Source organism: Caulobacter sp. 1776, from assembly GCF_040545685.1.
Classification (GTDB): Bacteria; Pseudomonadota; Alphaproteobacteria; order Caulobacterales; family Caulobacteraceae; genus Caulobacter.
Genome location: NZ_JBEPMI010000009.1, coordinates 311,369 through 332,040, shown reverse-complemented (window position 1 = coordinate 332,040; position 20,672 = coordinate 311,369). Strand labels below are relative to the sequence as shown.

The window sequence follows — 20,672 nt, the reverse complement described above, 5'->3', positions numbered from 1 at the left end:
ACCCGGGACCGCAACTGGCTCTGAGCTTCCGGCGGTCCCGGGTCTGCGCGCTTCGCGCTTGGCCGGGATGACAGCCATTATTGCACCATCCGCTCCAGCGCCCGCCGATCGCTCAGCACCAGGTGCCGGACGGTCGGCAGCGCGATCAGGCCTTCGTCCTGCAAGGCCGTCAGGGCGCGCGAGACGGTTTCGATGGTCAGGCCCAGATAGTCGGCCATGTCCTGGCGGCTCATCGGCATGTCCAGTTCGGCGTCGGCGTGGGTGCGCTCGGCGATGTCCAGCAACAGCCCCGCGACGCGCTCCAGCGCCGAGCGGCGGCCCAGCATCAGCACGTGGTCCTGGCTGCGTCGCAAGCCCTCGGCGGTCAGGCGGAACAGGGCGCGGGCGGCGTCGTCACGGGTGGCGGCCAGCGTGCTGAGCGCGCCGCGCCGGATCATGCGGATACTGGCCTCGCCCATCGCTTCGGCGGTGACGCGATGAGTCTCGCCCATCTCCAGGCCGAAATAGTCGCCGGCGAAGTGGAACTCGTCGATCTGCCGCCGACCGTCGCGCAGGATGCGGTAGGTCCGCACGGCGCCCGAGACCACCTGGTAGACGTAGGCGGCGGTTTCGCCCTCGCCGAAGATCTCCTCGTCGCGCGCGAAGCGCGGGCAGGCGCCGGGCAGGGCCAGCACGGGATCGAGGGCGGTGGGGGCGGCGTTGACGCGAAGCGGAGACAGCATGGAAAGACCCTTCTGTTGCTAGGGTCTTGCGCCTTTTCCGGCCGCCGCGACATTCGGGAGCCGCGCCTAAGGAAACCCCCTTACGCGGGCATGCGGACGACGCGGGCTTGAGGCGGATCAAGGTGTTGGCGAGCGCTCTGGCCCACCGTTGTGTCATGTCCAACCGCCCCCTGATCCTGCTGCTTGTCGAGGACGAGCCCCTGCGCGAGGCCCTGCGCTTCTCGCTGGAGACCGAGGGCTACGCGGTCAGCGCCCGCGCCGACGGCCGCGCGGTGGCGGCCGTGGTGATCGACGACGACGCGGCGGACTGGCCCGACCTCGGCGAGCGCCCGACCATCGTGCTGACGGGAGACGTGGAGCGCTTCCTGCGGCGCGGGGTGCGCGGCGTGTCCATCGTGGAAAAGCCGCTGCTGGGGGATGTGTTGGGAGAGCGGTTGGGCCAGGTGCTCAACAGGCCCTTACAAAAACCGTGTCATCCCGGCCGCAGCGCGTAGCGCGGAGAGCCGGGACCCAGGGCCGCCGCACCGCGCTTGGCTCCTGGGTCCCGGATCGACCTTGCGGGCCGTCCGGGATGACACGGATTTCCGCGATTTACGCGGGCCCCCGCACCGACAGCGTCATTCGCACCAGGGCGGCCAGATTGTCGGCCTGCATCTTGGTCATCAGCTTGGCGCGGTAGATCTCCACCGTCCTCGGACTGATGCCCAGCTCGCGGGCGATGACCTTGTTGGCGTGGCCGGCGACGACGCCGTCCAGCACCTGGCGCTCGCGTTCGGACAGGGTCTCCAGCCGGTGGAGAACGGCGGCCTGATCGTCGGTGACCGGCGCCGCCTCGGTCGCCTTCAGGGCGCGGGAGAGGGCGTCCAGCATCCGGGCTTCCGAGAACGGCTTCTCGATGAAGTCGACGACCCCCGAGCGCATGGCCTCGACCGCCATCGGGATGTCGCCGTGGCCGGTGATCATGATGATCGGCATGCGGACCTTCAGGGCGGCGAGGCGGGCGACCAGCTCCTGGCCGCTCATCTCGGGCATGCGCACGTCGGTGATCACCACGCCGGGCCGGGCGTCGGCCAGGGCGTCCAGGAAGGCCGGGGCGCTGGCGTAGGTCACAACCTCGAAGTCGGCCGACTCCAGCAGGAAGGCCAGGGACTCGCGGGCGCTTTCGTCGTCGTCGACCACATGCACGACGGGGGGAGCGTCACTCATCGACGGAGTCCTTCTGATAAGCGGGGTTGTCGGCGGGCGGCAGGGTGAAGCGGAACAGGGCCCCGCCGCCGGGATTGGCCTCGGCCCAGATGCGCCCGCCGTGCGCCTCGATGATCGAGCGCGAGATCGACAGGCCCACCCCCATGCCCTGCGGCTTGGTGGTCATGAACGGCTGGAACAGGCGCTCGCGCACCTCGTCGGCGATGCCGGGGCCGGTGTCGGCGACGCTGACCCGCGACCAACCCTCCTCGGTCACCTCGCTGGTGATCAGCAGGGCGCGGCGGCGGCTGGCGCCGTCATGCATGGCGTCGATGCCGTTGCGGATCAGGTTCAGCAGCACCTGCTGAACCTGCACCCGGTCGGCGAACACCGCGTCGGCGGCGGGATCCAGGGCCAGGCGCACGTCGACCTGGCGGTCCTTCTCGCCGATCAGGGCCAGGGCCGAGGCTTCCTCGATCAGCTTGGACAGGCTCTCGACGTCGCGCTCGCTGGCTCCGCGGCGGACGAAGTCGCGCATCCGGTGGATGACGTCGCCGGCCCGCAGCGCCTGGGCCGCGGCCTTGTCGATGGCCTCACGCACCTTGACCTGGTCGGCTTCGCGGCCCCGGTCGATCAGGCGGCGCGAGCCGGTCAGCAGGTTGGCGATCGCCGACAGCGGCTGGTTCAGCTCGTGGGCCAGGGTCGAGGCCATCTCGCCCATGGCCGTCAGGCGTGAGACGTGGACCAGTTCGTTCTGCAGCTCCTGCAGGCGGGTCTCGGTCTCCTGCGTCTCGGTCAGGTCGCGGATGAAGCCGGTGTACGAGGGCGCGGCGCCCTTGGTCTCGCCGACCGCCAGCTCCATCGGGAAGGTGGAGCCGTCCTTGCGCTGGCCGACCACCACGCGGCCCATGCCGATGATCCGCTTGTCGCCGGTGCGGTGGTAGCGCTGGATATAGCCGTCGTGGGCGGCCGCGTGCGGGTCGGGCATCAGGATGCTGACATTGCGGCCGATGGCCTCGGCGGCGGTCCAGCCGAACATCCGCTCGGCGGCGGGGCTGAACGAGGTCATGATCCCGGCGCGGTCGATGACCACCACCCCGTCGGGCACGGTGTCGAGGATCGAGCGCAGGTGGTCGTTGATCGCCGCCGCCCGCCGTCGCGCGGCGTGGAACCAGCCGCCGCCCACGGCCATGCCGAAACCGACCGACAGGAAGATCGCGGCGCTGAGGCCGCTGACCAGATCGAACGGGATGTCGCGCGTCACCCACCAGACGCTGCCCCAGGCGAAGGTGGTGGCGAACACGCCGGGGGCCAGGCCGCCCAGCGCGGCGCTGACCAGCACGGCGGGCACGAACAGCAGGAACGACGATGGCGCGGTGAAGGCTTCCGGCAGGTACAGGCGCGCCACCGCCGTCGCCATCACGGCCGCGAAGGCCGCCAGATAGGCGGTGGGGTGGGGGTCGCTGAACAGGGTCGAGGACAGGCCTCGGGCCGGCTTCATGGGTGCTCCAGATCGTAGGCCCTTATAGCCGTCGCCGTTTGAGCGAGGTCAAGGACGGGCCATTGCGTAGGTTCGATGCTCCGCTCGCCAATCAAAGGGAGAACCGCGATGTCGGGTGGGCAAATGGCGTATCTGGGTCTGGTGGTCACGGCGTTCACGGCGTTCGCCGTGGTGCTGTTCGTGACCTATGTGCGGGTGAACATGAAGTAGCTGGGGCGGCGCGGCTGTTTCCCTGTCATCCCGGAAGCCTCGCAGAGGCTATCCGGGACCGCCGGAAGCGCCGAGCATGCCGCGGTCCCGGCTCTACGCTACGCTTCGGCCGGGATGACACGGTTATTGACCGGCGCGCCCATCACAACCCTAACCCCACACACCGCCGCCGGCGCCGCGCGGTGGCTGACCAGCACGAGGCCCTGGCCGGTGCGGTCCAGACGGCGCTCCAGCCGTTCCACGACCAGCGCCTCCGTCGCCGCGTCCAGCCCCTCGGTGGGCTCGTCCAGCAACAGCCAGGGGGCGTCGCGCAGATAGGCTCGGGCCAGGGCCAGACGCCGCCGCTCGCCGCCGGACAGGCGCTCGCCGTCGTCGCCGAGATAGGCGGCTAGGCCTCCTGGCGCGGCGCGGACGCGGTCGGCGAGGCAGGCGTCTTCCAAGGCTTGCCAGAGCTGCGCGTCGGTCGCGTTCGGCGCGGCCAGGCGCAGGTTGTCGCGCACCGTCCCGGCGACCAGGCCAGCGTCCTGCGGCAGCCAGGCGAAGGCCGATCGGGGATAGGACGACGGCGCGCCGCGAAGGCCCAGCAAAGCCTCGATCGCTGTGGTCTTGCCGCAGCCCGACGGACCGAGGACGGCCATGCGCTCGCCCGGCGCCAGGGTTCTGCCGAGGATGGTCAGGGCGGGCGCGGTCTCCGGCTTGCGTTCGGCGGCGCGAGGCGTATGGCGCAGGATCGCGTCCAGCCGGGCGCGGGCCTCCGTCGCCGCGCCGTTTTGGTCGAAGGCCTGGGCGAGGCCCGAAAGCGCATCGATGCTCATGGCGGCGGCCAGGCCCGCGAGCGCGGCCAGGGGCGCGCCGGCCGGGGCGGCGCAGCCCACGGCGGCGGCGACCGCGACGCCGAGGATCGCCGCCTGGCCGGCGACGATCAGGCCCTGGGCGTGGGCGGCGGCCAGCCGCGCGGCGTCCAACTCGGCGGCCTTGGCGTTCAAGGTCTCGCCGGCCCAGGCGTCCAGGCCGTAGGCGCGCAGCTCGGACGAGGCGGCGACCAGCGCGGCGGCGGCCTCCTTCAACGCGCCGACCTTGGCCTGGACGGCGGCGCGGGCGGGGGCGGAGAACCGCCTGGCCAGGGCGCGGGCCGTGACGATCGCGATCCCGGCCGCGACCAGGATGACGACGGCCGGGACCCAGCCGGCGAGGGCGGCCAAGGCCACGCCCGACCCCAGGCCGGCGACGGCGCTCCACGGCGCGGACAGCCGGACGAAACGGGTCTCGATCGCGTCGACGTCCTGCACCAGCCGGGCCGAGGCCTCGCCGCGCGACAGGGCCAGGGCCTGCTCTGGCGGAGCGGCGGCCAGGCTTTCGAACACCGCCGGGCGGATCGTCGCGAGCGCGCGCAGGGCGGCGGCGTGACCGGACAGGCGCTCGCCGTAGCGGGCGGCGGTGCGCAGGATGGCCAGCAGGCGGATCATGGCGCTGGGCAGCAGCACGTTGAACGCATGGGCCGTCGCCAGCCCGGCCAGGCCGGCGGCGGCGCTGGCGACGATGAACCAGCCCGACAGGCCCAGCAGCAGCGTCGAGGCCGCCCCGACCCCGACGGCGCTGACGATCGCCAGCAGCAGGGCGCCGGCCCGCTCGCGCTTCTGGGCGCGGATCAGGGTGTCGAGGGGGGAGGGACGGGGAGGCATCAACTCACACCCATAAAGCGCGGGATGACGGTTGAAGTTGGAGGTTGAACACCAGAAAGCACCATCACAGCCGCACCACCTTGTCCGCCAGCGCCGCCACTGCTTCCGAATGCGTCGCGATCAGTGTCGTGCGACCTCCGGCGGCTTTGCGGATCGCACCCAGAAGCGCAGCCTCAGACGCGGCGTCCAGATTGGCGGTCGGTTCGTCCAGCAGCAGGATCGGGGCGGGCTTCAGCAGGGCGCGGGCCAGGGACAGCCGCCGGCGCTCGCCGCCGGACAGGCCCGAGCCGCGCTCGTCGAGCACGAAGTCGAGGCCGCCGGGCCGGTCGAGCAAGAGGCCCACGGCCTGGGCCGCCGCCGCGATCTCGGCGCGGCTGGCGTCACGGCGCGACAGGGCGAGGTTGTCGGCGATCGAGGCCGGGAGGATCAGCGGCGACTGACCGGCCCAGGCGATCTCGGTCGATAGATCCGTATACGGATTACCATCGACCAGGATGCGGCCGCCGGTCAGCGGCGCGAGGTCCAGCAGCAGGTTCAGGATCGAGCTTTTGCCCGCGCCGCTGGGGCCGAGCAGGGCGGTGATGGTCCCGGCCGGGACGGTGAGATCGAAGCGTTCCAGCGCCGGCGCGTCGGCGTCGGCGTAGCGGACCGTGACCCCCTCGAAGCGGATCGTCGGAGCCTTGCTCAGCGGCGTCGCGGCCGGCCTCGGCGCCGGGGCCTCGAACGTCGCCAGGCTGGCGGTGGCGGCCTCGGCGGCCTGGCGGTCGTGATAGGCGGCGGCGAGGCGGCGCATCGGCGCGTAGATCTCGGGCGCCAGGGCCAGGACGAAGAAGGCGCGCTTCAGGTCCAGGGTCTCGGGAACGGGGAAGGGCAGCAGGCGCAGCAGGTTGAAGCCGCAATAGACCGCGACCAGGGCCACCGACAGGGCCGCGAAGAACTCCAGCGCGGCCGACGACAGGAAGGCCACGCGCAGCACCCGGATCGTACGCTCGGCTAGGTTCGAGGCCGAGCGGCGCAGGGCCGCCGTGGTCGCCGCTTCGGCCTGGAAGGCCAGCACCACGGGCAGGGCGCGGACGCGGTCGAGGAACAGGCCCGACAGCCGTTCCAGGGCCACGAACTGGGCGCGGCTCTCGGCGGCGGCGGCCGTCCCGGCCAGGACCATGGCGACGATGAACGGGATCAGCGTGGCCAGCAGGATCGCCGCGCAGATCGGGCTGGCGATCGCGGCGACGGCGATCATCGCCAGCGGCAGGACGGCGGCGGCCAGCCGGGCGGGCAGGAAGCGGGCGACATGGCCGTCCAGCGCCTCGACGCCCTCGACCAGGGCGGTGGTCGCCTCGCCGGCCGGCCGGCGTCGACCGCCGAAGATGGCGCGCGCCAGATCGGCTCGGACCTTGACCTTGGCGTCGGCGGCGGCCCGCGCCCCCGCCGTACCGGCCGCGCGAGCGAGTAGGCCCCGCGCGATCATGGCGCTGGCGATGAGAAGCAGCCAGAGGGCGAGCGTCGGGGCGCCGCGCCGCCCGGCGATCGCGTCGATCCCGAACGCCAGTCCCGCCGCGAAGCCGATCGCGGCCAGGCCATCCAGCAGGACGAACAGCCGCGCGCGGCCCGCGGCGGAGCCTCGCGTCCGACCGATTTGGTCCAGCCACGCCTTGGGCGCCGAGAAACGATCGATCTGTACTATGCCGGAGCCCATAAGTTGAGTGTAGGCTGGTTTCGTCCGGAAACCTTGATCCCGATCAAGGACTGGGCGGTCGGGTCGGTCCAGAGCTTGGCTCTCGAGCGGCGTGATCATCGGCCGTTCGTCTCGGAGCTGTCCATGGACCCCGCCGTCATCGACCTGTCGCGCCTCCAGTTCGCGCTCACAGCCCTGTACCATTTCCTGTTCGTGCCGCTCACCCTGGGGCTCAGCTTCATGCTGGTCATCATGGAGAGCATCTATGTGATGACCAAGCGGCCGATCTGGCGGACCGTCACCCGGTTCTGGGGCGTGCTGTTCGGCATCAATTTCGCCCTGGGCGTGGCCACCGGCATCACCATGGAATTCCAGTTCGGCATGAACTGGTCCTACTACTCGCACTATGTCGGCGACATCTTCGGCGCCCCGCTGGCGATCGAGGGGCTGATGGCCTTCTTCCTGGAGGCCACCTTCGTCGGGCTGATGTTCTTCGGCTGGGACAAGCTCAGCCGCGTGGGCCACCTGGCCGTGACCTTCCTGGTCGCCCTGGGCACCAACCTGTCGGCCCTGTGGATCCTGGTCGCCAACGGCTGGATGCAGAACCCGATGGGCGCGGCGTTCAACCCCGACACCATGCGCATGGAGGTGACCAGCTTCCGCGACGTGCTGTTCAACCCGGTGGCCCAGGCCAAGTTCGTCCACACCGTCAGCGCCGGCTATGTGATCGCCTCGGTGTTCGTGCTCGGGATCTCGGCCCTCTATCTGCTGCAGGGCAAGCACATCGGCGTCGCCAAGCGCTCGCTGACCGTGGCCGCCGCCTTCGGCCTGGCCTCGTCGCTGTCGGTCGTCGTGCTGGGCGACGAGAGCGGCTACGCCCTGACCGACAACCAGAAAATGAAGCTGGCGGCGCTAGAGGCCATGTGGGAGACCGAGCCCGCCCCGGCCGGCCTGACCGCGTTCGGCATTCCCGACCTGCAGGCGCGCAAGACCCACTACGAGGTCAAGATCCCCTATGTCCTGGGCCTGATCGCCACCCGCAGCCTCGACAAGCCGGTGGAGGGCATCTTCCAACTGGTCGCCAAGGCCGAGGACCGCATCGAGTCGGGGATCGTCGCCTATGGCGCGGTCGAGGCCCTGAAGGCCAATCCCGGCGACATGACCGCCCGCGCGACCTTCGAGCAGCACCGCCGCGACCTGGGCTACGCCCTGCTGTTGAAGCGCTACGTCCCCGACCCGCGCCAGGCCAGTCCGGACGTGATCAAGAAGGCGGCCTGGGACGCGGTGCCCAACGTGCCGGTGATGTTCTGGGCCTTCCGGATCATGGCCGGCATCGGCCTCCTGATGATCGCCCTGTTCGCCACGGCCTTCGTGCTGGTCACCCTGCGCCGGCACGAGACCAAGTGGTTCCTGTTCATCGCCGTGGCCGCCCTTCCGCTGCCCTGGATCTCGACCGAGCTGGGCTGGGTGCTGGCCGAGGTCGGGCGCCAGCCCTGGGCGGTGGACGGCGTGCTGCCGACCTTCCTGGGCGCCTCCAGCCTGTCCGTCCCGCAGCTGATCACCAGCATCGCGGTCTTCACCCTGCTGTACGGCGCGCTGGCCGTGGTCGAGGTCGGCCTGATCGTGCGCGCCGTCAAGAAGGGCCCGTTCGCTCAGCACGACCCCGTCCCGGACGGCGCGTCGCCCGAGCCCGAACCCATGACCGCCTAAGGAGACCAAGATCATGGAACTCCCGATCGACTACGCCTCGCTCCGCGTCATCTGGTGGGCCCTGGTGGGCGTGCTGCTGATCGCCTTCGCCCTGACCGACGGCTACGACATGGGCGTCGGCGCCCTGCTGCCGTTCGTGGCCAAGGACGACAGCGAGCGACGCATGGTCATCAACACCGTCGGCGCGACCTGGGAAGGCAACCAGGTGTGGTTCATCCTGGGCGGCGGCGCGATCTTCGCGGCCTGGCCGTTTGTCTACGCCATCAGCTTCTCGGGCTTCTATCTGGCCCTGTTCGTGGTGCTGGCGGCGATGATCCTACGGCCGGTCAGCTTCAAGTACCGGTCCAAGCGGCCGCATCCGAAGTGGCGGGCGTTCTGGGACTGGGGGCTGTTCGTCGGCGGCTTCGTGCCGGTGCTGTGCTTCGGCGTGGCCCTGGGCAACGTGCTGCAGGGCGCGCCCTTCCGGCTGGATAGCGACCTGCGGGCCTTCTACGAGGGCTCCTTCATCGGCCTCTTCTCGCCGTTCGCCCTGCTGTGCGGCCTATTGTCGGTGGCCATGCTGGTGCTGCACGGCGCGGCCTGGCTGACGGTCAAGGCCGAGGAAGGCCCGGTCACCGAGCGCGCCCGCCGGATCGGCGAAATCGCCGGCCTGGCCAGCATCGTGCTGTTCGCGGCCGGCGGCTTCTGGGTGGCGTTCGGCGGCCTGGGCTTCCGGATCGAGGGCCTGGCCGACGCGGCTGGTCCTTCGAACCCCCTACGCGGCGCGTCCGCCGTCCGCGCTCCAGGCGCCTGGCTGGACAACTACGGCCGCCACGGCTGGATGATCCTGGCCCCGGTGCTGGGCTTCGCCGGCGCGGGCCTGGCCCTGATCGGCATGCGGTACAACAAGGCCTGGGCCGCGTTCGCCGGCTCCTCGGCCTCGACCGCCGGCATCGTCGGGACCGTGGGCCTGTCGATGTTCCCGTTCATCCTGCCCAGCAGCTTCGACCCGCGCTCCAGCCTGACGGTGTGGAACGCCTCGTCGACCCACCTGACCCTGTTCGTCATGCTGATCGTCACAGCGGTCTTCCTGCCGCTGGTCATCCTCTACACCGCCTGGGTCTACCGGGTGCTGTGGGGCAAAAGCACGACCGGCGCCCTCGCCACCAACCCCGACCTGTACTGAAGGACGCTAAAGCCATGTGGTACTTCACCTGGATCCTGGGCCTGGGCCTGGCCGTCGCCTTCGGCGTGCTGAACGGCGTCTGGTACGAGTTCAACCTGTCGGACGACGGCGACGAAGGGCTGTCGGAGCCCTGAGCTACCCTGTCATCCCGGCCAAGCGCGAAGCGCGCCGAGCCGGGACCGCCGGAAGCGCCGAGCCCGTGGCGGTCCCGGGTCTGCGCTGCGCTTGCCCGGGATGACAACCGTGTCAGGCCGCGACATTCGACCGCGCCCTGCCAACCCCAGCCTTAACGCTTGTTAAAGACGGTCTAGGCTCTTCTGGCGGCCGGTCGAAGCGCGACGAAACGCGGCCTCGACCACGCACATTCTACCCGGGGGACTTCGCCATGACCGACAACACCGCGCCCGCGCTGGAGCTGATCTCGTTCTGCATCGGCGAGCAGGAGTTCTGCATCGACGTGAAGACGGTGCGTGAAATCCGCGGCTGGACCCCGGCCACGCCGATCCCGCACGCCCCCAGCTACATGCGCGGGGTCATCAATCTGCGCGGCGCGATCATGCCGGTCATCGACCTGCGCAACCGCCTGGGCCTGGGTGTGACCATCCCCGAGACCCGTCACGTGATCGTCGTCGTCGAGTGCCGCGACCGCCTGGCCGGCATCCTGGTCGACGCCGTGTCGGAAACCTTCACCGTGCCGCGCGACAGCCTGCAGCCGGCCCCGGACGTCGGCGTGGAAGAGCTGCGCTACATCCAGGCGATCATCTCGATGGAAAACCGCTTGATCACCTATCTGCGCATGGACGACGTGTTCCCGACCGTGGTCAGCGAAGCGGCCTAAGCCTCGCGATGCTCCCCCGCGGGCGGGGGAGGCTCTAGAGCTTGTTGGCCTGGGTGTAGACTACCAGCCAGCGCCCCGCGCGCTTGGCCCAGACATCGACGAACCGGACCTTGACCGTGAAGGGCTTGCCCTTGTCCAGGCCCGTGGCGTCGGCCGTGCCGGCCAGCACGGCGCCGTCGTCCCACACCTTCTGCACATCGACATCGAGCGACAGCGTCAGCGTCTTGCTGCCGGGCGCGGTCTGTTCGGCGATGAACTGGGCCTTGGTCTGGTTCCTGTTCTGGGTGTCGGCCAGGACGTAGTCGTCGGCCAGCAGCCGCTCCAGCTCGGCCTTGTTGGCGTAGAACTGGGCGGCGTCATAGGCGGTCGCCGCCTCGGCCAGGTCCTTGGGCAAGGTATGGTAGTCGCCGAACTTCTGTTCGGCGTGAACCGGCGCCGCCAGCAAGGCCGCGCCGATGACGAGACAGGCTTTCAGTGACCGCATGACCCTCTCCGACCGCATTGGACGCGGCGGAGCCTAGCGGGCTTCGGCGGGCAGGCAATGACCTGGGAGGTCAGACGGCTCAGCTTTTGCGGACGATCCGGGCGGCCGCCGCGTGGAAACCGGCCTCGGCCGCGGCCAGGTCGGCCACCGCGCCGTGACGGTCGGCGGCGACGCTCATATTGTTGGCGGCGTAGCTTTCCGAGACCTTGCGGGCCTCCTGGGCGCGCAGGGCGGCGTTGGAGGCGGCGGTCTCGTGCCACTGCGCCAAGCTGTCGGCGGTGACCTCGGCGGCCGCGTCCGGATGCGGGGCGACCTCGCCGAAACCGATGGCCACGAAGCCGTGGATCACGCCGTAGTCCTCTTCCGACAGCAGGAAGGTGATCTGGCGCTCCTCGACCTGGCCGGTATAGGCGTCGTCCTCCGGATCGAACTCGCGCAGCACCAGGATGTCGCCGACCTTGAACTCGCGGTCGTTGCGGCGGATCTCGAAACGCTTCTGACCCGAGCGGACGGCGGCGAAGTATTTGGGCCAGGTCTTGAGTTCGTGGCGGGTCATGGGCGGGGCTTTTCTAGGAACGGAAGCGGGCGGTTCTGGCGGTTGGAACCTAGCGCGGGGTTAATGGACGACAAGAGGGCTGTGGAAAGGCCCGAAAGCCGATCTTCCTAGTGTGTCATCCCGGCCGCAGCGAAGCGGAGAGCCGGGACCCAGGGGCAACCGCAGTGCGCCGACCCCTGGGTCCCGGATCGGCCCCGCGGGCCGTCCGGGATGACACGATAGGGGTTGGGCGTCAGTCTACTCGTCGATGCAGAGCCGGACGATCTCGGCGCGCAGTTCCGGCATGCCCAGGCCCTTTTCGGACGAGGTGGCCAGCACGCGCGGGAAGGCCGCGGCGCGCTTGGCGATCGCCTTCTGGGTCTCGGCCACGACCTTGTCGACTTCCGCCGGCTTGATCTTGTCGGCCTTGGTCAGGACGATCTGGTAGCTGACCGCCGCGACGTCCAGGGCGTCCAGGGCCTCCAGGTCGACCTTCTTCAGGCCGTGGCGGGCGTCGATCAGGACGTAGACGCGCTTCAGGTTCGGCCGGCCGCGCAGATAGGCCCGGCCCAGGTCCTGGAACTTGTCGGCGATCGAGCGTGAGACGCGTGCGAAGCCGTAGCCAGGCAGGTCGACCAGGCGCACCTGCTCGGCCAGCAGGAAGAAGTTGATCTCCCGCGTGCGGCCCGGCTCGTTCGAGGCGCGGGCCAGATACTTCTGGCCCACCAGCCCGTTGATCAGGCTGGACTTGCCGACGTTGGAGCGGCCGGCGAAGGCCACTTCCGGCAGGTCGGACGGCGGCATGGCGTCCATCCGCACCGCGCCCATGATGAACGACACCGGCTGGGCGAAGAACACGCGCGCCGTCTCGATCTGCTCGTCCGTGAAGTCGGCCGCGCCGGGCAGGATCGCGGGAAGGGGCTTCTCGTCGCTCATCAGGTCGCGCTAACGGGTTTGCCCTGCAGGCGCGCGAGGAGCTTGTCGATCGGGTTCTCGACGCCATAGCGGCGCATGATCACATACTGCTGGATGATGGTCAGGACGTTTGACCAGCACCAATAGATCACCAGGCCGACCGACATCCCCGACAGGGTGAAGGTGAAGATGATCGGAAACAGCTGGAAGATCTTTTGCTGCACCGGATCGCCGGCCGGCGGGTTCATCGAGGTCGTCAGCCACATGGTGAAGCCATACAGCAGCGGCCAGATGCCCACGTGGGCGATCGAGGCGCCCACCACCGGCAGGGTGGCGGGGTCCCAGGGGATCAGGCCGAACAGGTTGAACAAGGTGGTCGGGTCGGGCGACGACAGGTCGTGGATCCAGCCGAAGAACGGCGCGTGGCGCATTTCGATGGTGACGGTCAGCACCTTGTACAGCGAGTAGAAGACCGGGATCTGCACCAGCATCGGAAGGCAACCCATCATCGGGTTGATCTTCTCTTTGGCGTACAGGGCCATCATCTCCTGCTGCTGCTTGGCCGGATCGTCCTTGTGCTTGGCCTTCAGCTTCTCGACCTCGGGGGAGATCTTCTTGATCTTGGCCATGCTCTCATAGCTCTTGTCCGCCATCGGATAGAGGATGAGCTTGAGCAGAACGGTCAGCGCCATGATGGCCAGACCGAAGTTGCCGACCAGCTTGTAGAAGATCTCCAGGATGTTGAAGATCGGGCGGGTGAAGAAGCGGAACATGCCCCAGTCGACGGCGTCGTCGAAGCGCGGGATCTCGGCCTTGGCGGTGCTCCAGAACTCCCAGATGGCCGGCGGGGTCGTCGCGCCGTACTCGTACTTGCGCAGCAGCGGCACGGTCTTGGCGCCGGCGAACAGGCGGGTCTTCTGCGTCAGGGTCGCGCCCGGGTTCAGGGCCTGGGTCGGGCCGACGAAGTTGACGTCATAGACGTCGGTGCCGCCGACATTGGTCATGCGGTACTGCGCCTTGATCGTCTGGTCCTGGCCGGGGATCAGGGCCGCCAGCCAGTACTTGTCGGTGATCCCGGCCCAGCCGCCGACCGAGTCGAAGGTCGTCAGCGGCTTGTCCTTCTTCCACTTGCCGTACTTGTTCAGCTCCAGCTTCTGGTCCTTGCCCGCGCCCAGGACGCCGATGGCGCCCTCGTGGACGATCTGGGTCTTGCCCAGCTTGTCGGTGATGCCCTGGCGCTGGACGGTGGCGTAGGGGGCCAGTTGCAGGCCCTGGGTCCCGACGTTGCGGACACTGTCGGTGACGGTGAACATCGTCTGGTCGTCGACGGCGATGACGCGGGTGAAGATCAGGCCCGCGCCGTTGTCGTAGGTCAGGGTGACGGGCGAATTGGGGCGCAGCACCTGGCCCGGCGCGGCGGTCCAGACGGTGCGGCTGTCGGGCAGGCCCGGCAGGTTGGCGCCGGCCCAGCCGAAATCGGCGAACCAGGCGTGCTCGGCGCCCTCGGGGCGGAACAGCTCGACCGGCGGCGAATTCTTGTCGATCGTCTCGGCGTACTTGCGCAGATAGAGGTCGTCGATGCGGCCGCCCTTCAGGGCGATCGAGCCCGACAGGGCCGGGGTGTCGACCACGACGCGCGGGCTCTGGGCCTTGGCCTGATCGCGCGACAGGCGCAGCGGGGCCGGATTGCCGTTGGCGTCCAGGGTCACGCCCTGCTGGGCGGCGACCTGTTGCTGGGCGGCCTTCTTGGCGCGCGCCTCGGCCTCGGCCTTCTTCTGCTGCGGACCCAGGATGAAGAACTGGTACCCGATCAGGATCACGAACGCGCTGACGATGAACATCAGCGTGTTTTTGTTGTCGTTCTGCATGGAGCGCTTAACCGGAAACTTTGAGATCGGGTTGTTGGGAAGAGGCGTCTTTAGGGGCGGCGCCGGACGACGGTTGCGGGAGTCTGGCTCCCGCCCGATCGTGCTCGGCGGCGAGGCTTATCAGCGCGGTTTTGACATCGTCAAGCAAACGCCCCCATTCGCGCGTCGTGGTTCCGCCGCGCGCGATGAACACATAGTCGTGCGAAGGGCGCGCATGAAGGGGCAGGACCAGCCGGGCGGCCTCTCGGAGGCGGCGCTTGGCGCGGTTGCGATCGACGGCCCCGCCGATCTTCTTGGTGGCGGTGAAGCCAACCCTGACCACGGGATCCTGGTCGGGGCGCTTGCGCATCTGGACGAACACCGCGCCGCGCGACAGGGCCGGAGCCTTGGCCGCCAGCAGGAAGTCGGGGCGCTTACGTAAGCGCTCGAACTTGAGCATCTGGGGCTCAGGCCGGGGTTCAGGCATGAAAAAAGCCGCCTTTCCGGCGAGAACCTGAAACCAGGTCTGTGGAAAAGGCGGCTTTGATCATCGTCTTACCTCCCGAGGGAGGTAGAGAAATTAGGCGGTCAGGCGCTTGCGGCCCTTGGCGCGGCGACGCGCGACGACCTTTTGGCCGTTCTTGGTGGCCATACGCGCGCGGTAGCCGTGACGGCGGGCACGCACGAGCTTCGACGGCTGGAAGGTGCGCTTCACGACGTGGCTCCGAAATGCAAAACGTTGAACGCGAGACGGTGGCCCCGCGAGTGAGGGGCGGTGGATAAAAGAACGGGGCGGGGATGTCAACCTGAGTCGGTTCAGGGACTTAGAGAACTTGCCCCCTCCGGGCCTGCGGCCCTCCTCCCCCGGAGGGGGAAGAGGAAATGTCGCGACCTTCTTCCCCCTCCGGGGGAGGAGGATGCGTAGCATCCGGAGGGGGCCAGTGTCAGGGAACGATCACCGCCTTGCCCACCACCTTCCGTTCGGCCAGCAGTTCGAACGCCTGGCGCCACCGCTCCAGCGGCAGCTCGGCGTGGACGTGTGGCCGGATCACGCCCTCGTCGGTCATTCTCCACACCGCCTCGGCGTTCTCGCGGCCCTTGTCCGGAAACTGGCGGCCGTATTCGCCGGCTCGGACCCCCATGACCGAGAAGCCCTTGATCAGCGGCATGTTGACCGAGACCGTCGGGATCCGCCCCGAGGTGAAGCCGATGACCAGCAGCCGCCCGTCGAAGGCGATGCAGCGGACGCTCTCGTCGAACACGTCGCCGCCGACCGGGTCATAGATCACGTCGGCCCCGCGGCCGCCGGTGATCGCCTTCACCTGGTCGCGGAAGCCCTCGGTGACGTTCACGGCCGCGTCGGGGGCGTAGAGGGCCTGGATACGCGCCAGCTTGTCGTCCGAGGCCGAGGCGGCGATGACCCGCGCGCCCAGGGCCTTGGCCAGGTCGACCGCCGCCAAGCCCACGCCGCCGGCCGCGCCGTGGACCAGCACCCACTCGCCGGGCTCGACCCGCGCGCGGCGGACCAGGGCGACATAGGCGGTCAGATAGGCCGCGCCATAGGCGGCGCCTTGCGCGAACGACAGCCGCGCGGGCTTGGGCTTGAGGGCCTCGGCGGAGAGCACGGCGTACTCCGCGAACCCGCCCAGCCGCGCCCCGCCGACCACGGCGTCGCCGACCTGGAAGCCGGTCACGCCCTGGCCCAGCGCCGCGACCTCGCCCGCGAGGTCCAGGCCGGGCGTGAAGGGCAGGGGCGGTTTGAACTGGTACGCGCCGCGCGTCATCAGCAGGTCGGGGAAGTTGACGCTGGCCGCGCGGACGCGGACCAGAACCTCGCTGGGGCCAGGCTCGGGCGTGGGGATCTCGCGGACCGCGCAGCCGGCGAAGTCGGGGGCCAGCGCCTCGACGACGAGGGCGCGCATGGTGGGGGGACGGGTCATCCTAATCCCAAAAAGCTTGTCATCCCGGCCGCAGCGAAGCGGAGAGCCGGGACCGCGGCAGGCTCGGCGCTTCCGGCGGTCCCGGGTCGGCTACGCCGCCCGGGATGACAGGAAAGGGGTGTCTAACCCCGCGTCTCGAACATCTCCCGCACCAGCCCCGCGATCTCGCGACAGGCCCCGTCCGCCGCCGGGATCGCGCCGGTGAAGGCCGTGAACCCGTGCGCCAGGCTGTCATAGCAGCGGTACAGCACCGGGACGCCGGCGGCCTGCAGGCGTTGGGCATAGGCCTGGCCCTGGTCGACCAGGGGATCGAAGCCGGCGGTGGCGATGACGGCGGGGGCCAGGCCCGACAGGTCGGCGGTCTTGTCCGGCGACAGGCGCGGATCGGCCGGATCGGCGTCGGCGCCCATATAGTGGCCCATGAACCAGTCCATGGTCGCCCGGGTCAGAGGATAGGCGTCGGCATAGGTGGTCATGGACGCGGTCTCGCTGGCCACGTCGACGGCGGGATAGATCAGGATCTGGACGGCCGGCTGGGGCTCGCCCTTACGCTTCATCTCCTGGGCGACGATGGCCGCGAAATTGCTGCCCATGCTGTCGCCGCCGATGGCCGGCGGGGCCGAGCCGGCGCCGAAGCGGCCGGTGTTGTCGCGCGCCCAGCGATAGGCGGCCAGCACGTCCTCCAGTCCGGCCGGGAACTTGTGGTCGGGAGCCAGACGGTAGTCGACCGAGATCACCGCCGTGCGGGCGATCCGGGCCAGGATCGAGCAGAAGGCGTGGCAGGTCTCCAGATCCCCGATCACCCCGCCGCCCATGTGGGCATAGACGATCAGCGGGGCGCCCGAGTCCTGGTTGTCGGGGCGATAGGCGCGGCAGGGGACCGGTCCGTTCGGGCCCTCGATCGACAGGCTCTCGGTGCGCACGCCCGGCTCCAGAGGCCCCTGGACGGCGGCCAGGCCCCGGGCGCTGCCGGCCACGGCCTCGGCCGGGCTCAGCGTCGACAGGGCCGGCAGCTTCTTGGCCGCGTGGGCGAAGAACTGAAAGCGCGGGTCCAGGGTGCGGCCGCCCTTGTAGACGACCCCGCCGCCCGACATGGCCCGCAGGATCGGGCTGGGCAGCGACAGGATCAGTTTCAGTATGGCTTTCTGGGCGGCGTCCGAGGCCATGGTTTCCCCCACTAGTCTTTGTTGTTGGTTGATCCTAGAGCCCGCTTTTTGCTGTCATCCCGGCCGTAGCGTAGCGGAGAGCCGGGGCCGCAAGAAACTCGGCGCTTTCGGCGGTCCCGGATCGGCGCGCTGCGCGCTTGTCCGGGATGACAGGGAAGTTGGCCATCTCGCGCCCCTACAATCTCGGCAGGGCGGGGAGGCCGCCCAGGATCAGCTTGACCGCGAAGTCCGCCGCGCCCTGGGTGTCGATGGGGCGGCGCTCCAGCATCTTGTCGCCGATCTCGCGGGCCACGGCGATGCAGGCCGAGGTCAGGTAGTCCAGATCCACCGGCGGCGCGTGCTCGCGCTCCAGCACCCGGGCGAAGGCCTCGCGGACCTCGTCGAACACCGCCGCCACCTCGGGCGTCAGGCGGGCGTGCGGGATCTGCTCGCCGGGCGGCCGGTTCAGGCGCCAGCTCTCCTGCTCAAGGGCCACGAAATTGAAATAGGCCAGGATCGCCCCGCGCAGGAACGACTCGAAGTCGGTGGCCTTCTCGGACTCGACGCGCAGCAGTGGCCGGAAGCGGCGGGCGCCGTCGTCGGCCAGGGCGTCGAACACCTCCTCCTTGGATTTGTAGTAATTGTAGAAGGTGCCCGAGGCCAAACCCGTGCGGCGGATGATGTCGCGCACCGTGGCGGCGTCGTAGCCCAACTCGCCGAATACCTCGCGCGCGGCGTCCAGGATCGCCTGGCGATTGGCGACCTTGGTGCGTTCCCGCTTGCCCGGCCGCTGATCGATGTGGGGCTTGGGAAAGTAGGCGATGTTCGACATGGACGGCGACTCGACAGCGGGACGATGGTGACGCCCCGTCACGATCACAGCCTTACTCTGGGGCGGGTGGCAAGAGGCTTGGCGTCGGAGCCTCCCCAGCGCTGTCATCCCGGGCGCAGCGCAGCGGAGACCCGGGACCGCCCGAAGCGCCGAGCTTTCCGCGGTCCCGGATCGGCGCGCTTCGCGCTTGTCCGGGATGACAGTTTTCAAAGCGGCTGCACCGGCGCCTCGATCTCCCACACCGCCTCGCTGATCGCCTCCAGCTTCTCGCGGTACAGCGCCGAGGCGTCGTGGAGGCCCTGGTTGTAGTAGTACGGCCCCAGCCGCTCGCTGATGAAGTCGAGCAGGAACTCGGCGTCGAAGCCCTTCACGTCGAGATCGAGCTCGGTCCGCAGATAGTCCGAGAGCCCGCCGATCAGCTTGGCGCGGGTGTCCTTGTCGAAGGTGATCTTGGGCATGGGAATCCTTTGGCCGAAGGGGTATCGCACTTGCCCCCTCCGCGCCTACGGCGCTCCTCCCCCGCAGGGGGAAGAGGGACGACGCGCGTCTTCCGCCCCCTCTGGGGGCGGACGATCGCGAAGCGATCAGGTGGGGGCCAGCAGCGGCTCCGTCTTGATCTCCGCGAGAGCCGCCACCGGCAGCTTGCCGCCCTGGCTTCGCGCCCGCGCCGCGCCCTTGGCGATCTCCTTCCTGAGGTCGGCGCAGTAGAGGTTGAAGTCGACCTGGATCGTGTGCCGCGCCGAGTCGTAGAACTGGCCCGTGTGGCGCTCCTCGTCCTTGGCCATGATCTTCACCATCTCCGCCTCCGGCGGCGGCGCGTAGGTTCCGGCCAGGTACGAGGCCGCCAGCTTGGCCTGCTGCTCGGCGAAATTGACCAGGGTCGGCAGCGGCTGGGCCAGGCCCATGAAGAACAGGTTCGGGATCCCCGGCTTCATCATCCGCTTGAACAGCGGGAAGCGGTGGTCGGCGCCCGGCTTCAGGTCGGGATCGTCGAAGAATGGGAAGCTGATCTTGTAGCCGGTGGCGAAGACGATGGCGTCGACGTCCTCGACGCTGTCGTCGGCGAAGCGCACGCGCTTGCCCTCCAGCGCCTTGATCGCCGGCTTGAACTTGATGTCGCCGCAACCGGCCCGGGTCAGGAACTCGCCCGACACCGACGGATGGGCCTCCAGCGGCTGGTGATCGGGCTTGGGCAGGCCGTAGTCCTCCATCCGGCCGACCGTCTTGACGATCAGGTTGCGGACGATGGCCAGGCCCAGCTTGCGCGGCATCCAGGCCGGCATGGCCGACTTGTCCGCCGGCTTGCCGTGCAGATATTTCGGGAACACCCAGACCCCGCGCCTAGCCGAGACCCAGAGGTTTTTGGCGATCGGCCGCTGGGCCAGCTCGCTGGCGATGTCCATGGCCGAATTGCCCATGCCGACCACCACGACGTTCTTGCCGCGCATGTCGACCGGATCGAACGGGTCGCTATAGGCGTGGGCGTGGAAGGCGGGGCCGTCGAACTCGCCGGGATATTCCGGGACGCGCGGATCCCAATGGTGGCCGTTGCAGACGAACAGGACGTCGTAGAGCCGCGTCTCGCCCGTCGAGAGCGTCACCGACCACAGACCCTCGTCCGTGCGCTGGGCGCGCTCGACCCGGGTGTTGAAGGTGATGGTCTCGCGCAGGCCGAAGTGGTCGACATAGTCCTTGAAGTACTGGAACAGCTGCGCGTGGTGCGGGAAGTCGGGCCAGTCCTTGGGAACCGGGAAGTCCTCGAACGCCAGCCGCCACTTCGAGGTATCGATGTGCAGGCTCTCGTAGCAGGCCGACATGCCGTTGGGGTTCTTGTAGTACCAGTTGCCCCCGATCTCGTCGGACATCTCGAAGCAGTCGTAGGGGACGCCGAAGTCCTTCAGCCGCTTGATCGTGGTGAAGCCGCTGCAGCCCGCGCCGATGACGCACGCTTTCGGGAGCTTGCCCCTGGGGGACTTGGCCGACATTCCACCCTCCTGACTTATCGTTGTTCAGGTGAGTGTAACGGCGTTATGCGGGGCGACAAGCGGCCGCTGGGTGAAGCGCCCGCCTCTTTCGAGACGGGCGCCCGGCCTTCACCCTAGCAGCAAGGGCCGCCGTTGCAGCAGGCCGCGCCCAGGGCGCAGCAGGCTTCGACGGCCTTGTGGACGGCCTCCGGCGCGGCGGCGTAGGCGGCCGTGGCGGAAGCGAGCAGCGCGAAGGCCGCGATCGAGACGATGCGTTTCATGATTTGAGTATCCGATTTCAGGTTGATGGAATTGGTCCTGG

20 protein-coding genes and 4 pseudogenes are annotated in these 20,672 nt (G+C 69.2%); 7 read left to right on the top strand and 17 right to left on the bottom strand.

Annotation, left to right across the window (positions count from 1 at the left end; translation table 11 throughout):
- Window positions 1-77: 77 nt before the first annotated feature.
- On the bottom strand, window positions 78-722 hold the full coding sequence (gene fixK / locus ABIC66_RS24035) for a transcriptional regulator FixK (protein WP_354073847.1): 645 nt from the start codon (window positions 720-722) through the stop codon (window positions 78-80).
- Window positions 723-877: 155 nt separating this feature from the next.
- On the opposite strand from fixK, the pseudogene fixT reads away from it, so the two are divergent.
- Window positions 878-1,159 (top strand): annotated as a pseudogene (gene fixT, locus ABIC66_RS24030) (oxygen-responsive sensory/signaling system negative regulator FixT); the annotation flags it as partial.
- Window positions 1,157-1,307: pseudogene (locus ABIC66_RS24310) on the top strand (hypothetical protein); the annotation flags it as partial. The pseudogenes fixT and ABIC66_RS24310, both read left to right, overlap by 3 nt.
- Window positions 1,308-1,313: 6 nt before the next feature.
- On the opposite strand, the gene fixJ reads toward ABIC66_RS24310, so the two are convergent.
- The 4 genes from fixJ to cydD all read right to left on the bottom strand — a co-directional run bounded on the left by fixJ (window position 1,314) and on the right by cydD (window position 6,996).
- Window positions 1,314-1,928 (bottom strand): response regulator FixJ, encoded by a 615-nt coding sequence (gene fixJ, locus ABIC66_RS24025; RefSeq protein ID WP_354073843.1) that lies wholly within the window; start codon window positions 1,926-1,928, stop codon window positions 1,314-1,316.
- Window positions 1,921-3,408, bottom strand: coding sequence for a PAS domain S-box protein (locus tag ABIC66_RS24020; RefSeq protein ID WP_354073841.1), 1,488 nt, complete (start codon window positions 3,406-3,408; stop codon window positions 1,921-1,923). The genes fixJ and ABIC66_RS24020 overlap by 8 nt, the downstream gene beginning before the upstream one ends.
- 308 nt (window positions 3,409-3,716) lie before the next feature.
- Window positions 3,717-5,300, bottom strand: a complete 1,584-nt coding sequence (locus tag ABIC66_RS24010; protein ID WP_354073837.1) for an amino acid ABC transporter ATP-binding/permease protein — start codon at window positions 5,298-5,300, stop codon at window positions 3,717-3,719.
- 64 nt (window positions 5,301-5,364) lie between these two features.
- Entirely contained in the window at window positions 5,365-6,996 is a 1,632-nt protein-coding gene (gene cydD, locus ABIC66_RS24005; RefSeq protein WP_354073835.1) for a thiol reductant ABC exporter subunit CydD, read from the bottom strand.
- Between the two features lie 123 nt (window positions 6,997-7,119).
- Between cydD and ABIC66_RS24000 the strand changes: the two genes are divergently transcribed.
- From ABIC66_RS24000 to ABIC66_RS23985, 4 genes are all read left to right on the top strand, one after another.
- Complete coding sequence (locus tag ABIC66_RS24000; protein WP_354073833.1) at window positions 7,120-8,685, top strand: cytochrome ubiquinol oxidase subunit I; 1,566 nt, start codon at window positions 7,120-7,122, stop codon at window positions 8,683-8,685.
- Window positions 8,686-8,698: 13 nt separating this feature from the next.
- Complete coding sequence (gene cydB / locus ABIC66_RS23995) at window positions 8,699-9,850, top strand: cytochrome d ubiquinol oxidase subunit II (protein ID WP_354073831.1); 1,152 nt, start codon at window positions 8,699-8,701, stop codon at window positions 9,848-9,850.
- 14 nt (window positions 9,851-9,864) lie between these two features.
- Entirely contained in the window at window positions 9,865-9,984 is a 120-nt protein-coding gene (cydX, locus tag ABIC66_RS23990; RefSeq protein ID WP_035043223.1) for a cytochrome bd-I oxidase subunit CydX, read from the top strand.
- A gap of 251 nt (window positions 9,985-10,235) precedes the next feature.
- Window positions 10,236-10,688, top strand: coding sequence for a chemotaxis protein CheW (locus ABIC66_RS23985; RefSeq protein ID WP_354073829.1), 453 nt, complete (start codon window positions 10,236-10,238; stop codon window positions 10,686-10,688).
- Window positions 10,689-10,722: 34 nt separating this feature from the next.
- On the opposite strand, the gene ABIC66_RS23980 is transcribed toward ABIC66_RS23985, so the two are convergent.
- Entirely contained in the window at window positions 10,723-11,172 is a 450-nt protein-coding gene (locus ABIC66_RS23980; protein ID WP_354073827.1) for a nuclear transport factor 2 family protein, read from the bottom strand.
- Window positions 11,173-11,251: 79 nt separating this feature from the next.
- Window positions 11,252-11,728 carry an ASCH/PUA domain-containing protein gene (locus ABIC66_RS23975; protein ID WP_354073825.1) on the bottom strand — a complete coding sequence of 159 codons (477 nt, stop codon included), beginning with the start codon at window positions 11,726-11,728 and terminating at the stop codon, window positions 11,252-11,254.
- 101 nt (window positions 11,729-11,829) lie between these two features.
- On the opposite strand from ABIC66_RS23975, the pseudogene ABIC66_RS23970 reads away from it, so the two are divergent.
- A pseudogene (locus ABIC66_RS23970) lies at window positions 11,830-11,949 on the top strand (hypothetical protein); the annotation flags it as partial.
- Between the two features lie 16 nt (window positions 11,950-11,965).
- Here ABIC66_RS23970 and yihA read toward each other — a convergent pair.
- From yihA to ABIC66_RS23920, 10 genes and pseudogenes are all read right to left on the bottom strand, one after another.
- Window positions 11,966-12,643 (bottom strand): ribosome biogenesis GTP-binding protein YihA/YsxC, encoded by a 678-nt coding sequence (yihA, locus tag ABIC66_RS23965; RefSeq protein ID WP_354073823.1) that lies wholly within the window; start codon window positions 12,641-12,643, stop codon window positions 11,966-11,968.
- Window positions 12,643-14,490, bottom strand: a complete 1,848-nt coding sequence (gene yidC / locus ABIC66_RS23960; RefSeq protein ID WP_354073821.1) for a membrane protein insertase YidC — start codon at window positions 14,488-14,490, stop codon at window positions 12,643-12,645. The genes yihA and yidC overlap by 1 nt, the downstream gene beginning before the upstream one ends.
- Window positions 14,491-14,497: 7 nt before the next feature.
- Window positions 14,498-14,956: a ribonuclease P protein component gene (gene rnpA / locus ABIC66_RS23955; RefSeq protein WP_502910405.1), complete on the bottom strand. Its 459-nt coding sequence runs from the start codon at window positions 14,954-14,956 to the stop codon at window positions 14,498-14,500.
- 93 nt (window positions 14,957-15,049) lie between these two features.
- Complete coding sequence (gene rpmH, locus ABIC66_RS23950; protein ID WP_004622337.1) at window positions 15,050-15,184, bottom strand: 50S ribosomal protein L34; 135 nt, start codon at window positions 15,182-15,184, stop codon at window positions 15,050-15,052.
- Window positions 15,185-15,413: 229 nt separating this feature from the next.
- Window positions 15,414-16,409, bottom strand: coding sequence for an NADPH:quinone oxidoreductase family protein (locus ABIC66_RS23945; RefSeq protein WP_354073817.1), 996 nt, complete (start codon window positions 16,407-16,409; stop codon window positions 15,414-15,416).
- A 122-nt stretch (window positions 16,410-16,531) separates the two neighbouring features.
- Window positions 16,532-17,584 (bottom strand): annotated as a pseudogene (locus ABIC66_RS23940) (alpha/beta hydrolase); the annotation flags it as partial.
- A gap of 166 nt (window positions 17,585-17,750) precedes the next feature.
- The gene (locus ABIC66_RS23935) at window positions 17,751-18,386 is read right to left on the bottom strand and encodes a TetR/AcrR family transcriptional regulator (protein ID WP_354073813.1); all 636 of its coding nucleotides are present in this window, start codon (window positions 18,384-18,386) and stop codon (window positions 17,751-17,753) included.
- Window positions 18,387-18,592: 206 nt separating this feature from the next.
- Complete coding sequence (locus tag ABIC66_RS23930; protein WP_354073812.1) at window positions 18,593-18,844, bottom strand: DUF2164 domain-containing protein; 252 nt, start codon at window positions 18,842-18,844, stop codon at window positions 18,593-18,595.
- Between the two features lie 126 nt (window positions 18,845-18,970).
- Window positions 18,971-20,371 carry a flavin-containing monooxygenase gene (locus ABIC66_RS23925; protein WP_354073810.1) on the bottom strand — a complete coding sequence of 467 codons (1,401 nt, stop codon included), beginning with the start codon at window positions 20,369-20,371 and terminating at the stop codon, window positions 18,971-18,973.
- 113 nt (window positions 20,372-20,484) lie between these two features.
- Window positions 20,485-20,631, bottom strand: coding sequence for a hypothetical protein (locus ABIC66_RS23920; protein WP_354073808.1), 147 nt, complete (start codon window positions 20,629-20,631; stop codon window positions 20,485-20,487).
- Window positions 20,632-20,672: the final 41 nt, after the last annotated feature.